The organism is Bradyrhizobium symbiodeficiens (genome assembly GCF_002266465.3).
GTDB lineage: Bacteria > Pseudomonadota > Alphaproteobacteria > Rhizobiales > Xanthobacteraceae > Bradyrhizobium > Bradyrhizobium symbiodeficiens.
In genome coordinates this window covers 2,934,099-2,955,055 of record NZ_CP029427.2, presented here as the reverse complement: position 1 = coordinate 2,955,055, position 20,957 = coordinate 2,934,099, and the positions used below count along the sequence as shown (strand labels likewise).

Annotated in this window: 19 protein-coding genes; 7 read left to right on the top strand and 12 right to left on the bottom strand. The window is 65.0% G+C overall.

The genetic code is table 11. The annotated features are described in order from the left end of the window. Positions 1-25 precede the first annotated feature (25 nt). The 4 genes from CIT39_RS13450 to CIT39_RS13435 are packed head-to-tail and all read left to right on the top strand — an operon-like array spanning position 26 to position 3,890. On the top strand, positions 26-1,120 hold the full coding sequence (locus tag CIT39_RS13450; protein WP_094974861.1) for an ABC transporter ATP-binding protein: 1,095 nt from the start codon (positions 26-28) through the stop codon (positions 1,118-1,120). A 29-nt stretch (positions 1,121-1,149) separates the two neighbouring features. Continuing rightward, on the top strand, positions 1,150-2,196 hold the full coding sequence (locus CIT39_RS13445; RefSeq protein ID WP_094974862.1) for an ABC transporter substrate-binding protein: 1,047 nt from the start codon (positions 1,150-1,152) through the stop codon (positions 2,194-2,196). A 15-nt stretch (positions 2,197-2,211) separates the two neighbouring features. Then, positions 2,212-3,075: an ABC transporter permease gene (locus CIT39_RS13440; protein ID WP_094974863.1), complete on the top strand. Its 864-nt coding sequence runs from the start codon at positions 2,212-2,214 to the stop codon at positions 3,073-3,075. Beyond that, positions 3,075-3,890, top strand: a complete 816-nt coding sequence (locus tag CIT39_RS13435; protein ID WP_162308486.1) for an ABC transporter permease — start codon at positions 3,075-3,077, stop codon at positions 3,888-3,890. The genes CIT39_RS13440 and CIT39_RS13435 overlap by 1 nt, the downstream gene beginning before the upstream one ends. On the opposite strand, the gene CIT39_RS13430 is transcribed toward CIT39_RS13435, so the two are convergent. After that, positions 3,891-4,226 (bottom strand): hydroxyisourate hydrolase, encoded by a 336-nt coding sequence (locus tag CIT39_RS13430; protein ID WP_162308889.1) that lies wholly within the window; start codon positions 4,224-4,226, stop codon positions 3,891-3,893. Between the two features lie 26 nt (positions 4,227-4,252). On the opposite strand from CIT39_RS13430, the gene CIT39_RS13425 reads away from it, so the two are divergent. The 3 genes from CIT39_RS13425 (at position 4,253) to CIT39_RS13415 (ending at position 7,775) form a co-directional block, all read left to right on the top strand. Next, positions 4,253-5,449: an MFS transporter gene (locus tag CIT39_RS13425; RefSeq protein ID WP_094974865.1), complete on the top strand. Its 1,197-nt coding sequence runs from the start codon at positions 4,253-4,255 to the stop codon at positions 5,447-5,449. Continuing rightward, on the top strand, positions 5,430-6,797 hold the full coding sequence (locus CIT39_RS13420) for an amidase (RefSeq protein WP_094974866.1): 1,368 nt from the start codon (positions 5,430-5,432) through the stop codon (positions 6,795-6,797). The genes CIT39_RS13425 and CIT39_RS13420 overlap by 20 nt, the downstream gene beginning before the upstream one ends. A 78-nt stretch (positions 6,798-6,875) precedes the next feature. Continuing rightward, a complete protein-coding gene (locus CIT39_RS13415) occupies positions 6,876-7,775 on the top strand; it encodes a LysR substrate-binding domain-containing protein (protein ID WP_094974867.1) in 900 nt (299 codons plus the stop codon). 165 nt (positions 7,776-7,940) lie between these two features. Here CIT39_RS13415 and CIT39_RS13410 read toward each other — a convergent pair whose 3' ends face one another. The 11 genes from CIT39_RS13410 to CIT39_RS13360 all read right to left on the bottom strand — a co-directional run bounded on the left by CIT39_RS13410 (position 7,941) and on the right by CIT39_RS13360 (position 20,855). Then, positions 7,941-9,431, bottom strand: coding sequence for an amidase (locus tag CIT39_RS13410; RefSeq protein ID WP_094974868.1), 1,491 nt, complete (start codon positions 9,429-9,431; stop codon positions 7,941-7,943). Positions 9,432-9,448: 17 nt separating this feature from the next. Next, positions 9,449-10,246 (bottom strand): FAD binding domain-containing protein, encoded by a 798-nt coding sequence (locus CIT39_RS13405; protein WP_094974869.1) that lies wholly within the window; start codon positions 10,244-10,246, stop codon positions 9,449-9,451. An 11-nt stretch (positions 10,247-10,257) separates the two neighbouring features. Beyond that, positions 10,258-12,645 (bottom strand): xanthine dehydrogenase family protein molybdopterin-binding subunit, encoded by a 2,388-nt coding sequence (locus tag CIT39_RS13400; protein ID WP_094974870.1) that lies wholly within the window; start codon positions 12,643-12,645, stop codon positions 10,258-10,260. A 2-nt stretch (positions 12,646-12,647) separates the two neighbouring features. Beyond that, on the bottom strand, positions 12,648-13,139 hold the full coding sequence (locus tag CIT39_RS13395) for a (2Fe-2S)-binding protein (protein WP_181955153.1): 492 nt from the start codon (positions 13,137-13,139) through the stop codon (positions 12,648-12,650). 20 nt (positions 13,140-13,159) lie between these two features. Beyond that, positions 13,160-14,266, bottom strand: coding sequence for an ABC transporter ATP-binding protein (locus tag CIT39_RS13390; RefSeq protein ID WP_094975109.1), 1,107 nt, complete (start codon positions 14,264-14,266; stop codon positions 13,160-13,162). 8 nt (positions 14,267-14,274) lie between these two features. Beyond that, on the bottom strand, positions 14,275-15,180 hold the full coding sequence (locus tag CIT39_RS13385; protein ID WP_094974871.1) for an ABC transporter permease: 906 nt from the start codon (positions 15,178-15,180) through the stop codon (positions 14,275-14,277). After that, positions 15,177-16,067, bottom strand: coding sequence for an ABC transporter permease (locus tag CIT39_RS13380; protein WP_094974872.1), 891 nt, complete (start codon positions 16,065-16,067; stop codon positions 15,177-15,179). The genes CIT39_RS13385 and CIT39_RS13380 overlap by 4 nt, the downstream gene beginning before the upstream one ends. A gap of 82 nt (positions 16,068-16,149) precedes the next feature. Beyond that, positions 16,150-17,499: an ABC transporter substrate-binding protein gene (locus tag CIT39_RS13375; protein ID WP_094974873.1), complete on the bottom strand. Its 1,350-nt coding sequence runs from the start codon at positions 17,497-17,499 to the stop codon at positions 16,150-16,152. Between the two features lie 364 nt (positions 17,500-17,863). After that, positions 17,864-18,841, bottom strand: a complete 978-nt coding sequence (locus CIT39_RS13370) for a HEAT repeat domain-containing protein (RefSeq protein WP_162308485.1) — start codon at positions 18,839-18,841, stop codon at positions 17,864-17,866. 2 nt (positions 18,842-18,843) lie between these two features. After that, on the bottom strand, positions 18,844-19,077 hold the full coding sequence (locus tag CIT39_RS13365) for a 4Fe-4S dicluster domain-containing protein (protein WP_007593252.1): 234 nt from the start codon (positions 19,075-19,077) through the stop codon (positions 18,844-18,846). Between the two features lie 35 nt (positions 19,078-19,112). After that, the gene (locus tag CIT39_RS13360; RefSeq protein WP_094974875.1) at positions 19,113-20,855 is read right to left on the bottom strand and encodes a fumarate reductase/succinate dehydrogenase flavoprotein subunit; all 1,743 of its coding nucleotides are present in this window, start codon (positions 20,853-20,855) and stop codon (positions 19,113-19,115) included. Between the last annotated feature and the right edge of the window lie 102 nt (positions 20,856-20,957).

Sequence of the window (20,957 nt, the reverse complement as noted above, 5' to 3'; positions counted from 1 at the left end):
CTCTGGGGCAACGGGAGGCAACATCATGGCTGAAGCGCAAGGCGGACGATCGCTCGTCGTCGACGCCGTCACCCACCGCTACCCGAGCGGCGCGCTCGCGGTCGAGAACATCAATCTCGACATCAAGGGCGGCGAGATCATCGCCCTGCTCGGCCCGTCCGGCTGCGGCAAGACGACCTTGTTACGCATCATCGCGGGCTTCATCGCGCAGACCCAGGGGCGGATCATTATCGGCGACGACATCGTCGACACGCTGCCGCCGAACCGCCGCGCGGTCGGTATCGTGTTCCAGAACTATGCGCTATTCCCGCATCTCTCCATCAGCGAGAACGTGGCCTACGGGCTCGCCGCCCGCGGCATCGACAAGGCAACGCGCCAGCGCGAGTCGCAGCGTCTTCTGGAACTGGTGCAATTACCGACCATGGCCGAACGCCTGCCGAGGCAGCTTTCCGGCGGCCAGCAACAGCGCGTCGCGCTTGCTCGCGCGCTCGCGATCAAGCCTTCGATCCTGCTGCTCGACGAGCCCTTTGCCGCGCTGGACAAGAATCTGCGCCTCGACATGCAGATCGAGGTCAAGCGGCTGCAGCGTGTCTCCGGCATCACCACGCTGATCGTGACGCACGACCAAGAAGAGGCGCTGTCGATGGCCGACCGCGTCGCCGTGCTGAGTCAAGGCAAGCTCGAGCAGTTCGGCACGCCGTCGGACGTCTACGACCGGCCGCAGACGCTGTTCGTGAACACCTTTGTCGGCTCCAGCAATCGCATGCCCGGCGTGGTCGTCTCGGCGGACCGAACTGCCGCCAAGATCCGCCTCGATGCCGGCGCGGAGATCATCGCGCGGCCCGCCGCCGGCGCCCTCACCGAGGGGGGCCGCGTCACCGTGTGCATCCGACCCGAGCATCTGCAATTCGTCGGCGACGAGACCGGCTTTGCCGGCGTGGTCGGCATGTCGCTGCCGCTGGGCGCGACCGTCGTGCACGAGGTCACGACGGCCGACGGCTCCGGCGTCAAGATCTCCCAGGCGCGCATCGGCGAGGCGCGCGCGCTGGAGAGCGGCGCCGCCGTGCGCCTCGCACCACTCGCCCCTTCGCTCGCCAACGCATTCCCCGCAACGCTTTAATTCCTGTCATTGTCCACACGGAGTTCGACATGATCCTCAATCGCCGCAGCCTGATGACGACCGCCCTCACGCTCGGAGCCATGAAGGCGTTTCCCGGACTGAGCTTCGCGCAGGCACGCCCGCTGGTGTTTGCGACCTTCACCGGAAGCTGGGAAGAAGCGCACAAGGCCGTGCTGGTGCCCGCCTTCCGCAAGGCAAACGCCGACGCCGCCATAGTGCTCGATCCCATGCTCTCGGTCGACCAGATCGCGAAGGTGAATGCAGCAAAAGCCAATCCGCCGATCGACGTCATGCTGCACGATCCCGGCCCTGCCCTCGTCGCGATCGGTCAGGACCTGGTCGAGCCCTATCCGGTCGAGAAGAGCGCCTATTACAAGGACCTGATCGCCGAGGCGCAGGAGCCGATGGGACCGGCTCCGTTCTTCCAGGTCGTCGGCCTCACCTACAACCCGGAAGCCGTCAAGACGCCGCCGACCTCGTGGGCCGATCTCTGGAAGCCCGAGTTCAAGGGCCGGGTCGGCATCACCAACCTCAACTCGACGCTCGGCACCGGCTGGCTGGTCGAGATCGCCAAGATGCGCGGCGGCTCGGAAGCCAATATCGATCCCGCCTTCAAGGCGCTGGAGGAACTCAAGCCCAATCTCGCCGCGGTGGCCGCCAATCCCGGCGCGCTCGCGACCCTATTCCAGCAGGGCCAAATCGACATCTCGCCCGGCAATTTCAACGCCATCCAGATCCTGAAAGCGCGCGGCGTGCCGGTCGAGTTCGTTGCGCCGAAGGAAGGCGCCATCGCCTTCAAGACCACGATCCACATCGTCAAGAACTCGCCGAACCGCGAGCTTGCCTTCAAGCTGATCGAGGCGGCGCTGACACCGGAAGTCCAGACCACGCTGATGAACCCGCCTTATCTGATCGTGCCCACCAATTCCAAGGTGACGATGGGCGGCGAGATCGCGCGCGTGCTCGCCAAGGACACCGCCGAGCTGAAGAAGAAGTTCGTGTTCCAGGACTGGAAGAAGATCAACGAGCAGCGCTCGGCGTGGATCGAGCGCTTCAACCGCGAGATCAAGATCTAGCGCGAGGACCTGACGATGGGCGCTGCACCGGCATCACGGGACGTCACGTCCTATGGAATGGGATTGGCGGCGCCGCTGGCGCTGTTCTTCCTGCTGTTCTTCGTCGCGCCCCTGCTGCAGCTGCTCTGGCTTTCGCTGCACAACGACACAGCCGGGCTCCATTGGGGGCTCGGCCAGTACCTGCACTTCCTCACCGACCCCTTCAGCCTCAGCGTACTCGGCTCGACGCTGCTGCTGGGGGCCGAGGTGACGGCCGTGTGTCTCGTGCTCGGCTTTCCCATCGCCTGGCTCTACCAGCGGGTCGGGCCCAAGGTTCAGACCATCATCATCCTGATCGTACTGCTGCCGCTTTTGACCAGCGTGGTGGTGCGCACCTTCGCCTGGATCGTCATCCTGGGCCGCCAGGGCATCATCAACGCGACGCTGCAATCCCTGGGGATCATCGATACGCCCCTGAAGCTGCTCTACACCCAGTTCGGCGTCGTGATCGCCCTGGCTCAGGTGCAGATGCCGCTGATGACGCTGCCGCTGATCACCGCGCTCGGCCGCATCGATCCCAATCTCGACGATGCCTCCTGCTCGCTCGGCGCCGGAAGCTGGCGCACCTTCTTCCGCGTCGTGCTGCCGCTGTCGCTGCCCGGCGTGATTGCCGGCTGCACGTTGACCTATGCCGCCGCCATCACGGCCTTCATCACCCAATCGCTGGTCGGTGGCGGACAGATGCTGTTCATGCCGATGTATCTCTACCAGCAGGCCTCGACCTTGCAGAACTGGCCGTTCGCGTCGGCGATCTCGATCATCTTCCTGCTGGCCGTGCTCGCGGTCGTGTCCGTCTTCACCACGCTCGGCCGCCTGTCGCGCGGCTATGGAGGCGCCTGATGGCTGGCCGCAAGCGCACCCTCGAGGCGTTCAGCTTCGAATTGGTGATGACATTGGTCGCGATCATCGCGCTGATCCTGATCATCGCGCCGTCGCTCGTCGTCCTGATCGTCTCCTTCACCAGCGGCTTCTCGCTGAGATTCCCGCCGCCGGGATATTCGCTGCGCTGGTACGCCGAGCTCTGGGACGCCTGGCAGCTGCACTTTGCGGCGAAGAACAGCCTGATCGTCGCGCTGTGGGCGACGGGCCTGTCCGTCGTGCTCGGTGTCGCCGCCGCGCTTGCGATCTCGCGGTCGCAGGCGCTGTCGGCGCGGCTGCTCGATTCCCTCTTCATGTCGCCGCTGGTCCTGCCTGCGCTGGCTTTCGGTCTGGCTGCTCTGATGCTGTTTTCGCTGGTTGGCCTGCCGGTGTCGCCGTTGACGCTGGTGATCGGCCACACCGTGGTCTGCGTGCCCTATGTCGTGCGCAACACGGTCGCTGCCCTTGCCCAGCTGGAGCCGACCCTGCTCGAAAGCTCCGCGGTGCTCGGCGCGAGCCGCCTCTACACGTTCCGGCGCATCGTGCTGCCGCTGATCCGGCCCGGCATCATTGCCGGGGCCTTCATCGCCTTCATGTCGTCGTTCGACAACGTACCCGTCTCGCTGTTCCTGCGCGACGCCGCCACGGACATGCTGCCGATCCGGATGTGGCAGGATCTCGAAGGCAAGCTCGACGTCACCATCGCCGCCCTGTCGGGCGTCCTGATCATCGCGACCGTGGCGATGGTCGCAGTGATGGAGCGTGTCACCGGCCTGTCGCGGCGGCTGACCAACTGATCAGGCTCCGCGAAACAGCGAGTAGCCCCAGCGCGTGAATTTCAGCGGCAGATGAAAATGTTCATCGACGTGCTTGATGCGGAAGCGGAACGGCGCCACGGTCAGGAAACCGTCGCTGTCGCCAAAGAATTCGCCGAGATGAAACAGCACTTCATACTCACCAGCCGTCACGCCTGCGCCTTGCGCGACGGGATGATCGAGCACGCCGTTCGCCCCGAGCCGTCCGTCGGCGATTCGCAGCGAGTCCGGATCGATCCGCCAGATCTCGACGCGCAGGCCCTGCGCCGGGCGTCCGCTCGCCACATCGACCGCGTGAATGGAAATGCCGCCTGCCACCATGGTCCTCCCGTGAGCGCAGCTGCATGGTAGACGCAAACAGTACCGTTCGACCAGCGCCCGCGCTGCCGCCGGCCCTGGGGGCGATGACCTCGCTCCAGGCCCTGGTGGCGCTCGCGCTGTTCGCGCCGGGCGTGGTCGCGCCGCGCGCCCATATCGAGGTCTGGCAGCTCTCGATGTTCTCCTGCGCGGTGTTCGCCGTCGGCATCCCCGCCTCGTTCTGGGGCGGCGGTTTCATCGCGCGGCTGGGCTCGCTCCGGATCGCCAGCCTCTGCGCGGCGGCCATCGTCGTCAGCATGGCGCTGGCCTCGCTCGGCACGACGGCGGCGCTGCTCGCTGCGGGCCTCTGTCTCGGCCTTGCCTTCGGGCCGGAGACGCCGGCCAGCGCTGCGCTGCTGTCGCGGCTCGTGACGGCCGAACGGCGGGCCTTCGTGTTCTCGGTGCGACAGACCGGCAACCAGATTGGCGCCGTCTGCGGCTCGCTGGCGCTGCCTGCCATTGCCATCTCGCTCGGACCCGCCTGGTGCTATGCAGCCGTGGGTGCCTGTGCACTGCTCGCGATCCTGCTGTTCGAGCGGCTGCGGCCGGCCTATGCCGGCAAGGCGGCCCCTCTTCCGGAGCTCAATCTCCGCGCACGGCTGGCGCTGGTCACCGCGGACCGGCGCATCGCGATGCTGGCGCTGGCCTCGATGCCATTCAGCGCGATGCAGGTGTCGCTCAACACGGTCTTCGTCACGCTCGGCACCCGCGAACTCGGCCTCAGCCATATCGAGGCCGGGATGGCGCTCGCCTGCGCGCAAGCCGGCGGCCTGGTCGGCCGGCTCGGCTGGGGCTTTGTCGCCATGCGGCTCAACGCCTCACGCGCCGTTCTGGTCGTCATCGGCCTCGGCATGGCCTTCTGCGCCGCGCTGCTTGGCCTTGAGGGCGCATCGCTGGGACGCACTTGGCAATTCGCGATGGCCGCGTTGTTCGGCCTGACCGCGTCGGGCTGGAACGGCGTTTTCGTCGCCGAGATCGCGCGCCTAGCCCCGCAGGATCGGATCGGCGAGGCCACCGGCGCGGTGTTGACCGCATCCTATGCGGGCCTGCTGGCTGCCCCGGCGCTGATCTCGATCCTGGACGCCGCGGCCAGCCTCGGCGCGGCCTTCGTCGCCCTGGCCTGCCTTGCGCTGTGCGGCACATTGGCGTTGATCTGGGGAAGCCATGACAAAACAGGTCAATAGTGCGCGCGGGATCGCGGCCGATGTGGCGGCCGGACGAACGAACGCGGTCGAGACCGCCAAAGCCGCGCTCGCGCGCATCGAGGCCGCCAAGGCGCTGAACGCCGTGGTCACGATCGACCCCGCGCGCACGCTGGCCGATGCCGCGGCGGTCGACGCTCGCCTGCGCGCCGGAGAGACCTTGCCGCTCGCGGGCGTGCCCATCGTCGTCAAGGACAACATCTGGGTCGCCGGCTGGCGTGTCACGCAGGGCTCGCGCCTGTTTGCCGATTTCGTCGCGCCCGAAGATGCGATTGCGATCGAGCGGTTGCGCAGGGCCGGCGCCGTCGTCGTCGGCATCGGGGCGACGTCGGAATTCGCCTGCAAGGGCGTCACCACCTCACAGCTCTACGGGCCCACGCGCCACCCGCTCGACCGCGCGCTGACACCGGGCGGCTCGTCCGGCGGTCCTGCCGCTGCTGTCGCAGCCGGTCTCGTGCCGCTCGCAATCGGCACCGATGCCGGCGGCTCCAGCCGCAGGCCGCCGGCTCATGTCGGCGTCGCCGGCTTCAAGCCGTCTTACGGCGCGATCCCCTATGGGCCCGGTTTTGCCGAGCCGTTCTTCGGTCTTTCCGTGATCGCACCGATCGCGTCTGACGTGGCCGATATCGCATTGGCGTTCGAGGCCATGGCCGGCGCCGATCCGCGCGACCCGGATTCCGCCGTCATCGCATCGCAGGCTGAAGACATCGCCGGCTTGCGCATGGCATTCTCGCCCCGTCTTGGGCTCGACGTCGCGGTCGACGACATCGTCGCGGATGGCCTCGCCTCCACCGTCGACCGACTTTCCGCGGCAGGCTTGCGCATCATGCAGCGCGATCCCGTCTGGCCGACGGGCGCGACCGAAGACGCCATCATGCCGCTCCAACATGCAGGTCTCGCTGCGCTCTATGGGGACACGTTCCGCAAGGATCCGACCATATTCGATCCCGACGTCGCTAGGCAGATCGAACGCGGCCTCTCATGGTCGGGTGCCGAGGTTGCTGGAGCTCTGGTCGCGAGCGCCGCGGTCGCCAGTGCTTTCGCCGCCTTCCTCACCGAAATGGACTTGCTGCTGACCCCAACCGTCCCCTGCGTCGCTTGGTCGCTGACGCAGCTTGGGCCGGACATGATCGGCGGAAAGCCCGCGAGCCCACGGGGGCATGCCGTCTTTACTCCCTTCGTCAATCATGCCCGCCTGCCGGCGATCTCGATTCCGTGCGGAACGGATCCGCGCGGCCTTCCGTTCGGCCTGCAAATCATCGCCAGGCGCGGACAGGACCGCACGCTGCTTGGCGCCGCCCAACGGATCGAGGCCATGTTGCGGAGGTGACGTTGCTGGGGCCACGATCCCTCAGGGTGGACGCGCTAGCATGGGTTTTGCATAAATTGCAGGCGATATGGACGCCGCATGAACCTCATCAGTCTCGACATCCGCATGCTCCGGTCGCTGATCTCGGTGGTCGAGACCGGCAGCATCACCGAGACCGCCCGACGGCTGGGCCGCACCCAGCCGGCGATCACGCTGCAATTGCAGCGGCTGGAGGAGCTCACCGGCAAGCAACTGTTCGAGCATGGCGGCCGCAGGCTCATCTTGACCGACGACGGCACCATGGTCCTCACCTACGCCAAATCTATCTTGAGGTTGCATGATGAGTTGATTTCGCAACTGGCGTCGCAGGAGATCGAAGGCCAGGTCGTGCTCGGCACGCCGGACCTCTATGCCGCCTTCATGCTGCCGCAGATCCTCAGCGTGTTCAAAAAATCATTTCCGCGCGTGCAGGTCGAGCTCAATTGCGCGCTGTCGACACCGCTGGTCGGCCTCGTCAAGCGCGGCGATGTCGACATCGCGCTGGTCACCCGCATGAACGATTTCACCGGCGGCCAGGTGGTGCGGCGCGAGCAGCTGGTGTGGATGACGGGCGAGCAGTCCACGGCACATCAGGAGCGACCGATCCCGCTCGCGCTGCTGCCGCCGGGCAACATCTATCGCGACTACGCCATCGATACGCTGGAACGCGCAAATTTGCGCTGGCGCGTCGCCTGCGTCAGCGAAAGCGTCGGCGGACTACAAGCGGCCGCCTTCGCCGGGATGGCGGTGACCGTGCTCGGCCGCAGCGCGCTGGTGCCGGCTATGCGCGAGATCGGACCCAACGAGGGACTGCCGCCGTTGCCTAAGATCGAGCTGCTGCTTTACAAGTCCAGCGGCGCGACCTCAAAGGCGGCGACTGCGCTACACGACTATCTCGCGCATTATCTACGCCTCGACGAGGAGCTCAGCGGCCGCGGCGCACCGATCGAGCTGGGCTAGGACCCCAAAAGTGCGAAAACAACCCCATGCACAGTAGGACGGCCCTTGTTTGCAAAGGGTTTTTCGCGCGTCATTTTAGGGAATACCTAGGTCTAACAATCTGAACCGACCCTGAGCGAGCTGACACGTCGGGCAAAACACCTGCACTGTTCTAGGATGGCCGCTTCACCCCTTGGCGCGGCCTCCACTCCCCTCGCGTAACGCGAGCTGCGGCCAGAACTTTGCCCAGGGCTGCGCCTGCTCGAATGCCGCGGCGATACGGAAGATCGTGGGCTCGTCGAGCCAGGGCGCGATGATCTGCAGGCCGATCGGCATGCCGTCGCGATCGAAGCCGCAGGGCAGCGTCGCCGCCGGCAGACCTGCCAGATTGATCGGCCAGGTGAACGGCGACCAGCCGAGATGCGGATCGACCTTGCTGCCATCGACGGTGTCGACGCCGATCCGGCCGGCCTCGAATGCGGTGACAGCAACCGTCGGCGTCACCAGCACATCGACACGTTCGAACAGCTTGACGAAGGCATTGCGCACCTGGCCGCGGCGGTAACTCGCCTCGATGTAATCCGTGCCACTGTAGCGCCGTCCGGCACCGATGACATTGCGATAGTCGGCCTCCGAGCTTGCAAGATCGGTTGCGGACTTGCTCGCAACCGCCGCCGCCTGTTCGGTAAAGGCGATCGGCTTCAGGGTGTGCTGGAGAATGCCGGGGTCGAGACCCGGGCCGTCCATGGTGACCTGCGCACCGCAGGAATCGAGAACGGCAAGCGCCTTGCCGAATGCCGCGCACACGTCAGGGCTGACGGCGGCGTAGCCGAGATCTGCGCTGGCGCCGATACGAATGCCATCCAGACGCCCTGCATCCGTATCGAAGCGACGTGCGGACACGGGAAGGCTTGCGGCATCGCGCAGATCGTAAGCGGCGATGACCTCCAGCGTCAGCGCGGCGTCTGCGACCGTGCGCGTGATCGGCCCGGTATGGGCGAGCGAGGCCCAGGATGGCGGCGAGAAGCCGGGCGAGCGCGGCACGAGGCCGAAAGTCGGTTTCAGGCCGAACACGCCGCAAAAGGAGGAAGGCACCCGGATCGAGCCGACGCCGTCGGTGCCGATCGCGATCGGCCCGCAACCAGCGGCCACGCCTACTGCCGCACCTCCGCTCGACCCTCCGCTGGTACGGCCGGGATTCCAGGGATTACGCGTGATGCCGGTGACCGGGCTGTCGGCCGTCAGCTTATAGCCGGATTCGCAGGTCGTGGTCTTGCAGGTGATGATCGCGCCGGCGGCCTTCAGGGACGACACCACGGCGGCATCGGCCTCGGGCACAAAGCTCGTGTTCATCGGCGAGCCCGCATAGGCCGGCACGCCCGCAACGAAGACGAGGTCCTTGATCGTGACGGGTACGCCGGCGAGCGGCCCCTTGGCTTCGCCCGCACGCATCTCCCTGGTGAGCCGGTCGGCTTCCGCCCTCGCCTGCTCGTACATCGGCGTCACCACCGCATTGCAGGTCTCGTTCGCCGTCTCCAGCGCGGCGATGGTGTCATCCATGACATCGCGCGGGGTGAACGCCTTGCGCCGATAGCCGGCCATGATCTCTGTTGCAGAGAGCGCGCCAAGGCCAGTCGGCGCCGGTGGGAAGGCCGTTCGGCCGGAACCATCAGTCATCATCAAACCTAAAGGAGCTAGCTGAGCGCCGCGTCGACGGCGCGCTTGGCCATCACGGTGACGAGATGTGCGCGGTAGTCGGCTTCGGCATGGATATCGGAGGTGAGACCGTCGGTGTCGATCCTGATTGCCGCGATCGCGGACGGATCGAAATTTTGCGACAGCGCCTCTTCCATCGGTGGCACCCGGAACACACCGGGCCCGGCACCGGTCACGGCGACGCGGACGCCGTCGGCGAATTTCGCAACGAACACGCCGACCAGCGCATAGCGCGACGCCGGTGCCTTGAACTTCGCGTAACCCGCCTTGAGAGGCACGGGAAAGCGGATCGCGGTGATGATCTCGCCGGGCTGAAGTGCGGTCTCGAACAGGCCGAGGAAGAACTTGTCCGCCGCGATCTCGCGCGTGCTGGTGACGATCGTCGCGCCAAGTCCGAGCACGCCGGCCGGATAGTCCGCTGCCGGATCGTTGTTGGCAACGGAGCCACCGATAGTGCCGCGGCTGCGCACTGCGGGATCCCCGATCATCGACGCCAGCGCCGCCAGCCCCGGGAGCTTGGCCTGCAGCAGTTGCGAGGCCGCGACCACCGCATGCGGCGTCATCGCGCCGATGGTGATGGCAGCACCGTCGTCGGTAATACCCTTGAGATTTCCGAGCTTCGACAGGTCGATCAGCGCCGGCGGATTGGCCAGCCGCTGCTTCAGCGTCGGAATCAGCGTCATCCCGCCCGCGACAAGCTTGCTGTCCTCGATCGAGGTCAGCAGCTTGGCCGCATCGGGAATCCGGGCAGGCTGGTGGTAGGCAAATGGTTTCATTGTCGTCCTCCCTATTCCGCGGCGACCGGCAGCGACGCATTCTGCAGCAGCCGCCAGATCCGGTTCGGCGTCGCCGGCATGTCGACATGGGTGACGCCGAGATGGGACAGCGCATCCACCACCGCATTGATCACGGCGGCGGGCGAGCCGATGGTGCCGACTTCGCCGCAGCCCTTCACCCCCATCGGCGTGTGCGTGCACAGCGTGGAGTGGGTCGCGACCTTCATCATCGGCATGTGGTCCGCACGCGGCATGCAATAGTCCATCAGCGAACCCGACAGGAGCTGGCCGGAGCCCTCATCATAGACCGCGTTCTCGAACAGCGCCTGGCCGACACCCTGCACGATACCGCCGTGCAACTGGCCTTCCACGATCATCGGGTTGATGACCGTGCCGACGTCATCGACAGCCGTGTAGTTGACCAGCGTCACCGTGCCGGTTTCCGGATCGACCTCGACCTCGGCGATGTGGCACCCGCCGGGATAGGTGAAGTTGACGGGATCGTAATAGGCCTGCTCCTCAAGCCCCGGCTCCAACACCTCGAGCGGATAATTATGCGGCACGTAAGCGGCGCCCGCGATTTCCTCGAACGACTTCGTGCGATCCGTGCCCGCGACCGAGAAGTTTCCGGCCTCGAACTGGATATCGACTTCAGCCGCCTCGAGCAGATGGGCGGCGATCTTCTTGCCCTTCGCGATCACCTTGTCCGTCGCCTTCGACAACGCGGCACCGCCGACCACCAGCGAGCGCGAACCATACGTGCCCATGCCGAACTGCACGCGATCTGTGTCGCCGAACACGATGTCGACATTCTCAAAGGACACGCCGAGCTTCTCCGACACGATCTGCGCGAACGTGGTCTCGTGGCCCTGGCCGTGATTGTGGGTGCCGATCATGACCGTCACCTGGCCGGTCGGATGCACGCGCACCGTGGCGCTTTCATAAAGGCCGCCGCGCGCCCCCAATCGTCCGGCAAAACGCGACGGCGCAAGGCCGCAGGCCTCGACATAGGTGGAATAGCCGAGCCCGCGGAACTTGCCCTTGCTGGCAGATGCCGCCTTGCGGATCCCGAAATTCTTGACGTCGGCCGCGACCAGCGCACCGTCGAGGCAACCCATGGGATCGCCGGAATCGTACTGCACCAGCACCGGCGTCTGGTACGGATAGGCCTCCTTCGGGATCATGTTGCGCCGGCGGATCTCGACGCGGTCGATGCCCATCTCGCTGGCTGCGACGTCGACCATCCGCTCGAGCACGAAGGTGGCCTCGGGACGGCCGGCGCCGCGATAGGCGTCTACCGGCACGGTGTTGGTGAACACGACCTTCACGTTGCAGTAGATCGCCGGCGTCGTGTACACGCCGCCAAGCAGCGGCGCATAGAGATTGGTCGGAATGTTCGGCCCGAAGGTCGAGAGATAGCCGCCCATGTTGGCGAGCGTGTTGACGCGGAAGGCCAGAAACTTGCCGGTCTCGTCGAGCGCGAGCTCGGCCTCGGTGACGTGGTCGCGGCCGTGGCGGTCGGAGACATAGCCTTCCGAGCGGCTCGCGACCCACTTCACAGGCCGCTTCACGCGCTTGGCGGCCCAGGTGATCACGGCCTCCTCGCCGTAGTGAAATTGCTTGACGCCAAAGCCGCCACCGACATCGGGCGCGACCACGCGCAGCTTGTGCTGCGGGATGTTCAGCACCAGCGCGCCCATCAGGAAGCGCACGACGTGCGGAAACTGGCTGGTGGTCCATAGCGTGAACCGATCGGTGCCCGGTTCGTATTCGGCGATGGCCGCGCGCGGCTCCATCGGATTGCCGATCAGGCGGTTATTGACCAGGCTGAGCTTTGCGACATGCGCAGCCTTCTTGAATGCGGCTTCGACGGCGGCCTTGTCGCCAAGTTCCCAGTCGCAGCAGATGTTGTTCGGGACGTCGTCGAACAATTGTGGCGCGCCCGGCCGGACGGCTTCGAGCACGCTGACGACCGAAGGAAGCACCTCGTAATCGACCGCCAGCAACTCGGCCGCCGCCTCGGCCTGGTCCGGCGTCTCGGCGATGACGAAGGCCACCATGTCGCCAACGAAGCGTACCTTGCCCTGCGCCAGCATCGGGAACGGCGGCTCCTTCATCGGGACGCCCTTGGCGTCCGAGATGCCCCAGCCGCAGGGCAGCGAGCCCAACTTGTCCGCTGCGGCGTCTTCTCCGGTCAGGACGGCAATGACGCCGGGCGAGGCCAGCGCCGCGCTCTTGTCGATGCCGCGCAACACGGCATGGCCATGCGGAGACCGGACGAACACGCCGGCGGCCATGCCCGGGCGCTTGATGTCGGAGACGTAGTTGCCGCGTCCCGTGAGGAAGCGCTGATCTTCCTTGCGCTTCGGTGCAGCGCCGATGCCGATCACATTGCCCATGGTCACTCTCCCTTGGCGGCGTTCATGGCGGCAGCGCCAGCCATCACCGAAATGACGATGTTCTGGTAGCCGGTGCAGCGGCAGATGTTGCCTTCGAGACCGTGGCGGACATCGGCCTCGGTCAGATCCGGCTTCTCGGCGGCGAGTGCGATCGCGGTCATCAGCATGCCCGGCGTGCAGAAGCCGCATTGCAGGCCGTGATGCTCGCGGAATGCCTCCTGCATCGGGTGCATCTGGTTAGAGCCGGGTGCGCCTAGCAGGCCCTCGATGGTAAGCAGCGTCGCGCCGTCAAGTGCCGGTGCCAGCAGCGTGCAGCTCTTCACCGGCAGACCGTCGAGATGCACCACGCAGGCGCCGCATTGGCTGGTGTCGCAGCCGATATGGGTGCCCGTGAGGTGGAGCTGCTCGCGCAGCAGCTCTGCGACGAGCGTCGCCGGTTCGGCCTCGACAGTGGTTGGCCGGCCGTTGAGGGTAAAGGATATCTGCACGGTCATACTCCTGTGCGCAAGGGTCTTCAGGCGAGAGGCAACGCGCTGCCGGTGGCCCAAGTGGCCATCACGACATCGCCGACGGTGAAGGGATCTGCGAAGAAAGTCTTTTCCGGCACGTAGGCCACGAACTCTTCGTCAGGCACGGTGTCGAGCATGACCTTGACGAAGTAGCCTTGATACTCGATCGCGAGCACACGGCTCGGCAGCGAGGTCGTGTAGCCCGGCGGCAAGTCCCTGCCCGGCCGGACCAGGGCGACATCGTCGCGGCGGACGGCGATGTCGACCTTGTCGCCGACGCTGAGATTCGCGCGCGCCTGAAGCGGCACTTCGATGCCGGAGGGAGCCGCCTGCGCGAGGGTAAAACTCGCGCCATTGACCTTCTCGACGCGGCCGGACAGCACGTTCTGCCCGCCCATGAACTCGGCGACGTAGCGATCATGCGGATGGGCATAGACATCGCGCGCCGCGCCTGCCTGCTTGATCTTGCCTTGCTCCATCACCACGACGAGGTCAGCCAACGCAATTGCCTCGAGCTGGGTGTGGGTGACATGGATGAAGGTGATGCCGAGCTCCTGCTGCATCCGCCGCAGCTCCTGGCGCATCTGCACCCGCAGCTGCTCGTCGAGCGCCGACAGCGGCTCGTCGAGCAGCAGCACCCTGGGCTCGGTGATCGCGGCGCGCGCCAGCGCCACGCGCTGCTGCTGGCCGCCGGACAGCTGCGCCGGCAGTCGGTCGGCGAATTGCGTCAACCTCACCTTCTCGATCATGGCATCGGCCGCGCGAAGCCGATCGGCCTTGGACTGGCCGCGCACGCGGAGTGCAAAGGCGATGTTCTCGCGCACCGTCAGATGCGGAAACAGCGCGTAGGACTGGAACATCATCGCGGTGCGGCGCTGCACCGGCGCAAGCCCGACGACGTTCTGCCCGCCGATGACGATCTCGCCGGCGGTCGGGTCCTCGTGGCCGGCAATCATGCGCAGGATCGTGGTCTTGCCGCAGCCGGACGGGCCGATGAAGCAGCAATAGGCGCCGTCCGCGATCTTGAGGTTGACGCCGTCGACCACATTGGTCACGCCGTCAAAGCTCTTGCAGACGCCTGCCAGTTCGATATCGCCACGATCGCTCTTCATGTCCCAGCTCAACCCTTTGCGCTGCTGCCGCGCTTCTTCTGAATCAACACGATGCTGCCGAGGCTCGCGCCGATGACGACGAACGAGACGATGGTGGTGACTGTGCCGAGCGCGTAGAGCGAGGGCGAGGTGACGTTCAGCGTCATGCTCCAGATCTCCAGCGGCAGCGTGTTCAACGAGCCCGCGGTCTGGAGGCTGCGCGCGAACTCGTCATAGGACAGTGTGAAGCCGAACAGCGCGACCGCAACGAGGCCGGGCGCCAGCACCGGGATCATCACCAGCCGGATCGACTGCCAGCGGCTGGCACCGAGATCGTAGGCCGCCTCCTCCCAGACGTGGTTGAAGCGCGACATCACCGCGAACATCACGAGCACCCCGAACGGCAGCGTCCAGGATAGCTGCGCGCCGAGCGCGGAGCTGTACCAGCTCGCATTCAGCCCGAGCGCCTGGAACAGAAGCCCGGTACCAAGACCCAGCACCAGGCCAGGCGCCACCAGGCTGCCGATCATCATGTAGAAAACGAAAGTGTCGCCGCGAAAGCGCTTGCGGAAGCCGAGGCCCGCGAGGAACGACACCACCACGGTGATGACAGTCACGATGACCGCAAGCTTGATCGAGCGGTCGAACGAGCCTTTGACGTCGCCGGTGCGGACCTGGGTGAAGAGATCGACGAACCAGTGCAGCGAATGCCCCTTCATGGGGAACACGAGCCCGCCGCGGATGTCCTGGAAGGACAGGATATAGATGCAGAACATCGGGCCGTAGAGCGCGACGACGTAGAGCGTGAACAGCGCCGCCAGCACGTAGAACGTCCAGGGCCGCCCGCCTTTGCTCGGCGCGATCGCCTTGGTTGTCGCGGGCACGATCGTCTTGGGCGTATCGGTCTTGGACGCATCGGCAAGAACAGCGCTCATCGCGTGATCTCCTGCCTGATATCGACCGTGCGCAGGATCAGCGAGACGATCGCGACCAGCACCAGCGTCAGCAGCACGGCGCTTGCGGCCGCGGTCGGATATTGCAGCACGCCGACGTCCTCGTAGAACGCGCTGACCACCGAGGCCGAGCCGCCGCCGGACATCACCTTCACCACGAAGAAGTCGCCCATCACGATCGAGACCACGAAGATGGTGCCGAGCGCGATGCCGCTCTTGGACATCGGCACCACGATGAGGCGCATGATGTCGAAACGGCTGGCGCCGGCGTCGATCGCGGCCTCGATCAGCTTCTTGTCGATCCGCGCCATGGAATTGAAGATCGGCACGATCATGAAGATCGTGAGCTGGTGGACATAGGCGATGACGACGGCGAGGTCCGAGAACAGCAGGACTTCCAACGGTTGATGGATCACGCCCGTTCCCAGCAGCGCCTGATTGATCAGGCCCTCCTTGCCCAGAAGCGGAATCCAGGAGATCATGCGAATGATGTTCGAGGTCCAGAACGGCACGGTGCACAGCAGGAACAGGCCGATCGCGAGCAGCTGGTTGCGGACGTGGAACACCAGGAAATAGGCGACGAAGAAACCGATGATCAGCGTGAAGACCCAGGTCAACACGGTGAACTTGATGGTCGCCAGATAGAGCTTCAACGTCAGCGCCGAATGCAGGACTTCGACATAGCTTGCGAGCGTGAAGCCCGGCGTCAGCCCGCCAAAGCCATCGGTCGCAAAGAAGCTCGCGGCGAGCACGACCAGGATCGGCGCCACGAAGAACGGCACGAGAACCACGACCAGCGGCGAGACATAGAGCCAGCCGGCGAGGTTTGCGCGTGGTGACGTTTGAGCTGGACTAAAACTTGGCTGCATGTCGGCGAACGCCTCGAAGTCGGTCTTTGCGCACCGGCGCAGTCACGCGCCGGCGCTTCGCTTCAGTCGGGGAAGGCAGGTTTCAGGCCACCTTGAAGTCGTTCCAGCGCTTGTTCATGTAGGCGGCTTCGTCCATCAGCGTGTTCCAGCACGAGATGTTCTTGACGCGGTCGAGGAACGAGCCGCCGTCGCGCTTGGTGCCGGCCTTCTCCATCGGCACGCCGTAGGGATCGTTGATCACCGCAGGCGCCGGCTTGCCGTCGTACCAGAAGTCCCATTCGGCGGCGGTGAGGAATTTCTTCGCCGTCGACGGCACCGGGCTGTAATAGCCGTAGCGGCCGACGAAGCCGCCCTGCCAGCCCGAGAGATACCAGTTGAGATATTCGTAGGCGGCATCCAGCTTCTTGCCGGAGAGATGCTTCATCAGGCCCATGCCGTTGCACCAGCCACGATAGCCTTCCTTGCCGTTCTTAACGTTGACCGGCGCGTAGACGCAGGGGATTTCCTTGACGCGCACCGCGGCGACCGCCGGCGACCACATCGACTGGATCACCACTTCGCCCGCCGCCATCAGCTGCACCGACTGGTCGAAGGTGGTCCAGGTCGCCCGGAACTGGCCCTGCTTCTTCAGCTCGATCAGCTTGTTGCAGGTGAAGTCGATCTCCTCCTTGGTCATGTTGCCCTTGTTGTCGTACTTGATCAGTCCGGCGCTTTCGAAGCAGAGCGCAGCGTCCATGATGCCGATCGCGGGCACGTCGAGGATCGCGGCCTTGCCCTTGAACTTGGGATCGATCAGGTCCTTCCACTCGGTCACTTCATGGCCGACCAGATCGGGCCGGTAGCCGATGGAGTCGGCATTGTAGACCTGCGGCAAGAAGGTCGCCCATTCGGTGACGCCGTCGTGCAGATCGGTCGAGTCGGGCTTGGAGATGTACATGGCCTCGTAGGGCGAGATGCCCTGGCGCGGGATCTTGTGGCCGTCGATCTCGCCCTTGGTGAAGATCGGCAGGATGTTGTCGAACTCTTTGATCTTCTTGACTTCGATGCCCTGGATCACACTGCGCTTGGCGGCGAGCTTAGCCTGCCAGCCTTCGAGGTCGGCGATGTCGACCGTATTAGGCTGGCTTATGAAGCGGTTGATGGCGGCGGAGGTGTCGAGGTTCTGCATCGTCACCTTGAAGCCGAGATCCTTGGCGGCCTGGTCGCCGATCGCCTTCACCACCGAATAGGAGACGCCGACATGGCGCAGCTCGATGTCCTTGATTTCCTGCGCCCAGATGGTCGGGAATCCGCGGATCGCATCCGATCCAATTGCTGCGCCCGCAACTGCGGCCGCCCCCTTCAAGAGCGTGCGCCGGTTCAATTTTTTCGCCGATCCCGCTTTCGTCCCCGCCGGATTGGAAGTGGACGTCCCCTTAGCCCCATCAGACATGGCAACCCTCGTTGGTTACGATGAACGCTCGCGCCGGACGCCATTGTCCAGCCGCGGATGTGATCGATTGCGCGCAAGGCTAGAGGCGGGATTCTGCGAAGTAAAATTGGAAGTAGCAATTCACGGCATAAGCGCCACTAATGGCTCAAATCTCTGCACGTCATCTCGGCACGCGGCTCAGGAAGGCAGCAGGCAGCGGTGACCGATCGCCTGAATGCGGGCTTATCCGGTCCGTCGTTTCCTCGAATTGTTCGGAGCACGAGTCCGACTTGCCCTGCAAGCGACCGTGCAGGTCTTCACCAGCCGCGCGTCGCGGCGTAGCACAGCGGTCCAACAGAATTGTACTGAAATGGCCCTTTCCGCTCTACGCTCCCGCCTTTCCCTTTCGCGCGGCAATCTGCTGGAGCGCCCAGCGGGCATTCTTGCGCACGTCGGGGTCGGGATCGTTGGCGACCACCACGAGGTAGACCTCGCCTTCGGGGGCGGCGATCTCGCCGAGCGCGGCAGCCGCCTCCTTCCGCAAATTGGCTTGCTCGTGGCTGATGCAGTTGCCGATCGGGCGCAAGGCGCGCTCAACCTTCATCTTGCCGAGGCTGCGGATCGCCTTGAGCCGCACCTGCCAGAATTCGTCGGCAAGTGAGGCGATAAGCTGATCGGCAGCGAGCGAACCGTTGACGTTGAGCCCCAGCGTTTCGGCAGCCATCTCCCGGACCATCCAGTCGGTGTCCCTGAGGGCGCGGGTGATCGTCTCGGCCGCCGGCTTCATCTGCGAGAAGGCGAGCGCGCTCACCGCGGCGCGGCGCACATGGGCGTCGGGATCGTGGATCAGCGCGGTCAGCGCCGGGATCGACTCTTCGAGCTTCAGGAAACCGATGACGCCGATCGCCTGCACGCGGACGGCCGCGTCACCGTCCTGGAGCGCTTCCAGCGCGGGCTTCAGCGTGTCCTTGCTGCGCAACTCCTTGAGCGCGCGCAGCGCGCCCATGCGAACGAAGGCGTGGGCATGCTTGACCAGCGGCAGGATGATTTCGGTGCAAGCGGGGTCCTTGAATTCGGCCAAACTGTCGGCTGCGGCCGACGCCACGATCCGCTCGGGATCGACGAGCAGCTTGACGAGTGCACTTGCCGCCTCCCGCCCGTCGAACTCGCCGAGCGCCATCGCGACCTGCTGGCGCACGCCCGCGTCGGGATCTGACACCAGGTTGGCGAGATGCGCGACCGCGGCCGGATCGCCGGAATGGCCGAGCGCGATGATGGCGACGCGACGCTCGGCCGGATCGGCAGCCTGCAACCGCTCGTCGGCGTCTTCGAGATCGTCATAGGATTCGAACGGGCTCGACATGCTCACCTCAAGAGATAGGGGATGTTGACGGTGACGGCGCCGGTCGGGCAGTCGGCCTCGCAGGGCATGCAGTACCAGCACTCATCATAGGCCATGTAGGCCTTGTTGGTCATGTCGCTGATGCGGAGCACGTCGAGCGGGCAAACGTCGACGCACACGGTGCAGCCCTTGTCGGCGATGCATTTGGCGTCGTCGACGACCACCGGAACCGATGTCTGATAGGATGCGAGAGGCATCGTTGATCTCCTGTTGCTTCTATTTGGCGGTGGATTCAGGCCGTCGCGCGGATGCGCTGCTTGTCGTAGAGGTCCTTCTCGTCGTCGGCGATCGGCACGACATAGGGCTCGACGGCGCGCTTCTCGCTGGTCATCTTGCCGTTCTGCTTGCTCAGAAGGGTGTGGCAGAACCAATTCTCGTTGTCCTTCTCGGGGAAATCGGTACGCCAGTGATAGAGGCCCCAGCGGCTCTCCTCGCGATACAACGAGGCATGTACCGCCATGTCGGCACAGTCCATGATCGACTGGACTTCGAGCGCACGGAGCAGCTCATGTGCGTTCCGCGCGATCATGTGTTCCTGCATGTCCTGCCGCGTCTCGGCGAGGCGGCGCATGCCGAGCTCATATTTGCGCGTGACCTTCGGCGGCTGGAGATAATCGTTGACGAGGCGGCGGGTCTTGTACTCGACCTGGTTCGGCGGAATGCCGTCCTCGCGCCTGGTCGGCGCCATCACGCGGTCGCGTTCCCTGGCGACATCGGCCGCATCAAACTCCGCGAAATCGTGGCTGTCGGCGAACTCCATCGCGTCGATGCCGGCGACCGCTCCGTTGGTGAAGGCACCGAGCATGTAGTTGTGCGGCACGCTCGCCATGTCGCCGGCTGCATAGAGGCCCGGCACAGTGGTGCGGGCGTTGTCGTCGACGAACACACCGGAGGCGCTGTGACCCGAGCAGAAGCCGATCTCGGAAATGTGCATCTCGATCGAGTCGTTGCGATAGTCGACCCCGCGTCCCTGCTGGAACAATCCGCGCGTCGGCCGCTCCACCTTGTGCAGCGTGGATTCGATTTCCGAGATCGTATCCGGGTGGAGATGCTTGAGCTGGAGGAACACCGGGCCCTTGCCCGACAGCAGCTCGTTGTAGAATTCGAGCATCATCTGCCCGGACCAGTAGTCACATTCGATGAAGCGAGATCCCTCGTTGTTGGCGGTAAAGGCACCGAAGGGACCAGCGACATAAGCGCAGGCAGGACCGTTGTAATCCTTGATCAGCGGATTGATCTGGTAGCATTCGAGGTTCGCAAGCGCGGCGCCGGCGTGATAGGCCATGGAATAGCCGTCGCCGGAATTGGCGGCATTCTCGTAGGTGCCGAACATGTAGCCGGAGGTCGGCAGACCCAGGCGGCCGGCGGCGCCCATGCACAGGATCACGGCCTTGGCCTTGATCACAAGAATCTCTGCGGTGCGGGTGTTGACACTGATCGCACCGGCGATACGGCCGTCATTGGACTTGAGCAGGCGCGTTGCCATGTAGCGGTTCGAGATCAGGATGCGGGCACGCCGCAGCTGGCGATAAAGCGCCTTCTTCACGGTCTCGCCGTTCGGCATCGGTAGCACATAGCTGCCGATGTGGTGCACCTTCTTGACGGCATAATCGCCGTTCTCGTTCTTCAGAAAGCGGATGCCGAAACTGTCGAGCTCCTCGACGATCTTGTAGCAGTTCTGCGCGTATTTATAGACCGCCTTCTGGTCGACGATGCCGTCATTGGCGATGGTGATTTCCTTGGTGTACTGCTCCGGCGTCGCATAGCCGGGAATGACGGCGTTGTTCAGGCCGTCCATGCCCATCGAGATCGCGCCGGAGCGCTTGACGTTGGCCTTTTCGAGCAGGACGACATTGGCCTTCGGATTCTTCAGCTTCGCCTTGAGCGCCGCCATCGGGCCGGCCGTGCCGCCGCCGATCACCAGCACATCGCAGGAAACCTCCGAAAGTCCGTCGACGATCTGATCTAGTGCCATCGCTTGCTCCTGGTTCGCCGGGCGTCCGGCGCCTTTGCATCAGATTTGTTCAGAGGGCGTCGCGGCGATAGCAATTAGTTGTCGCCGGGACGCGATTTATAA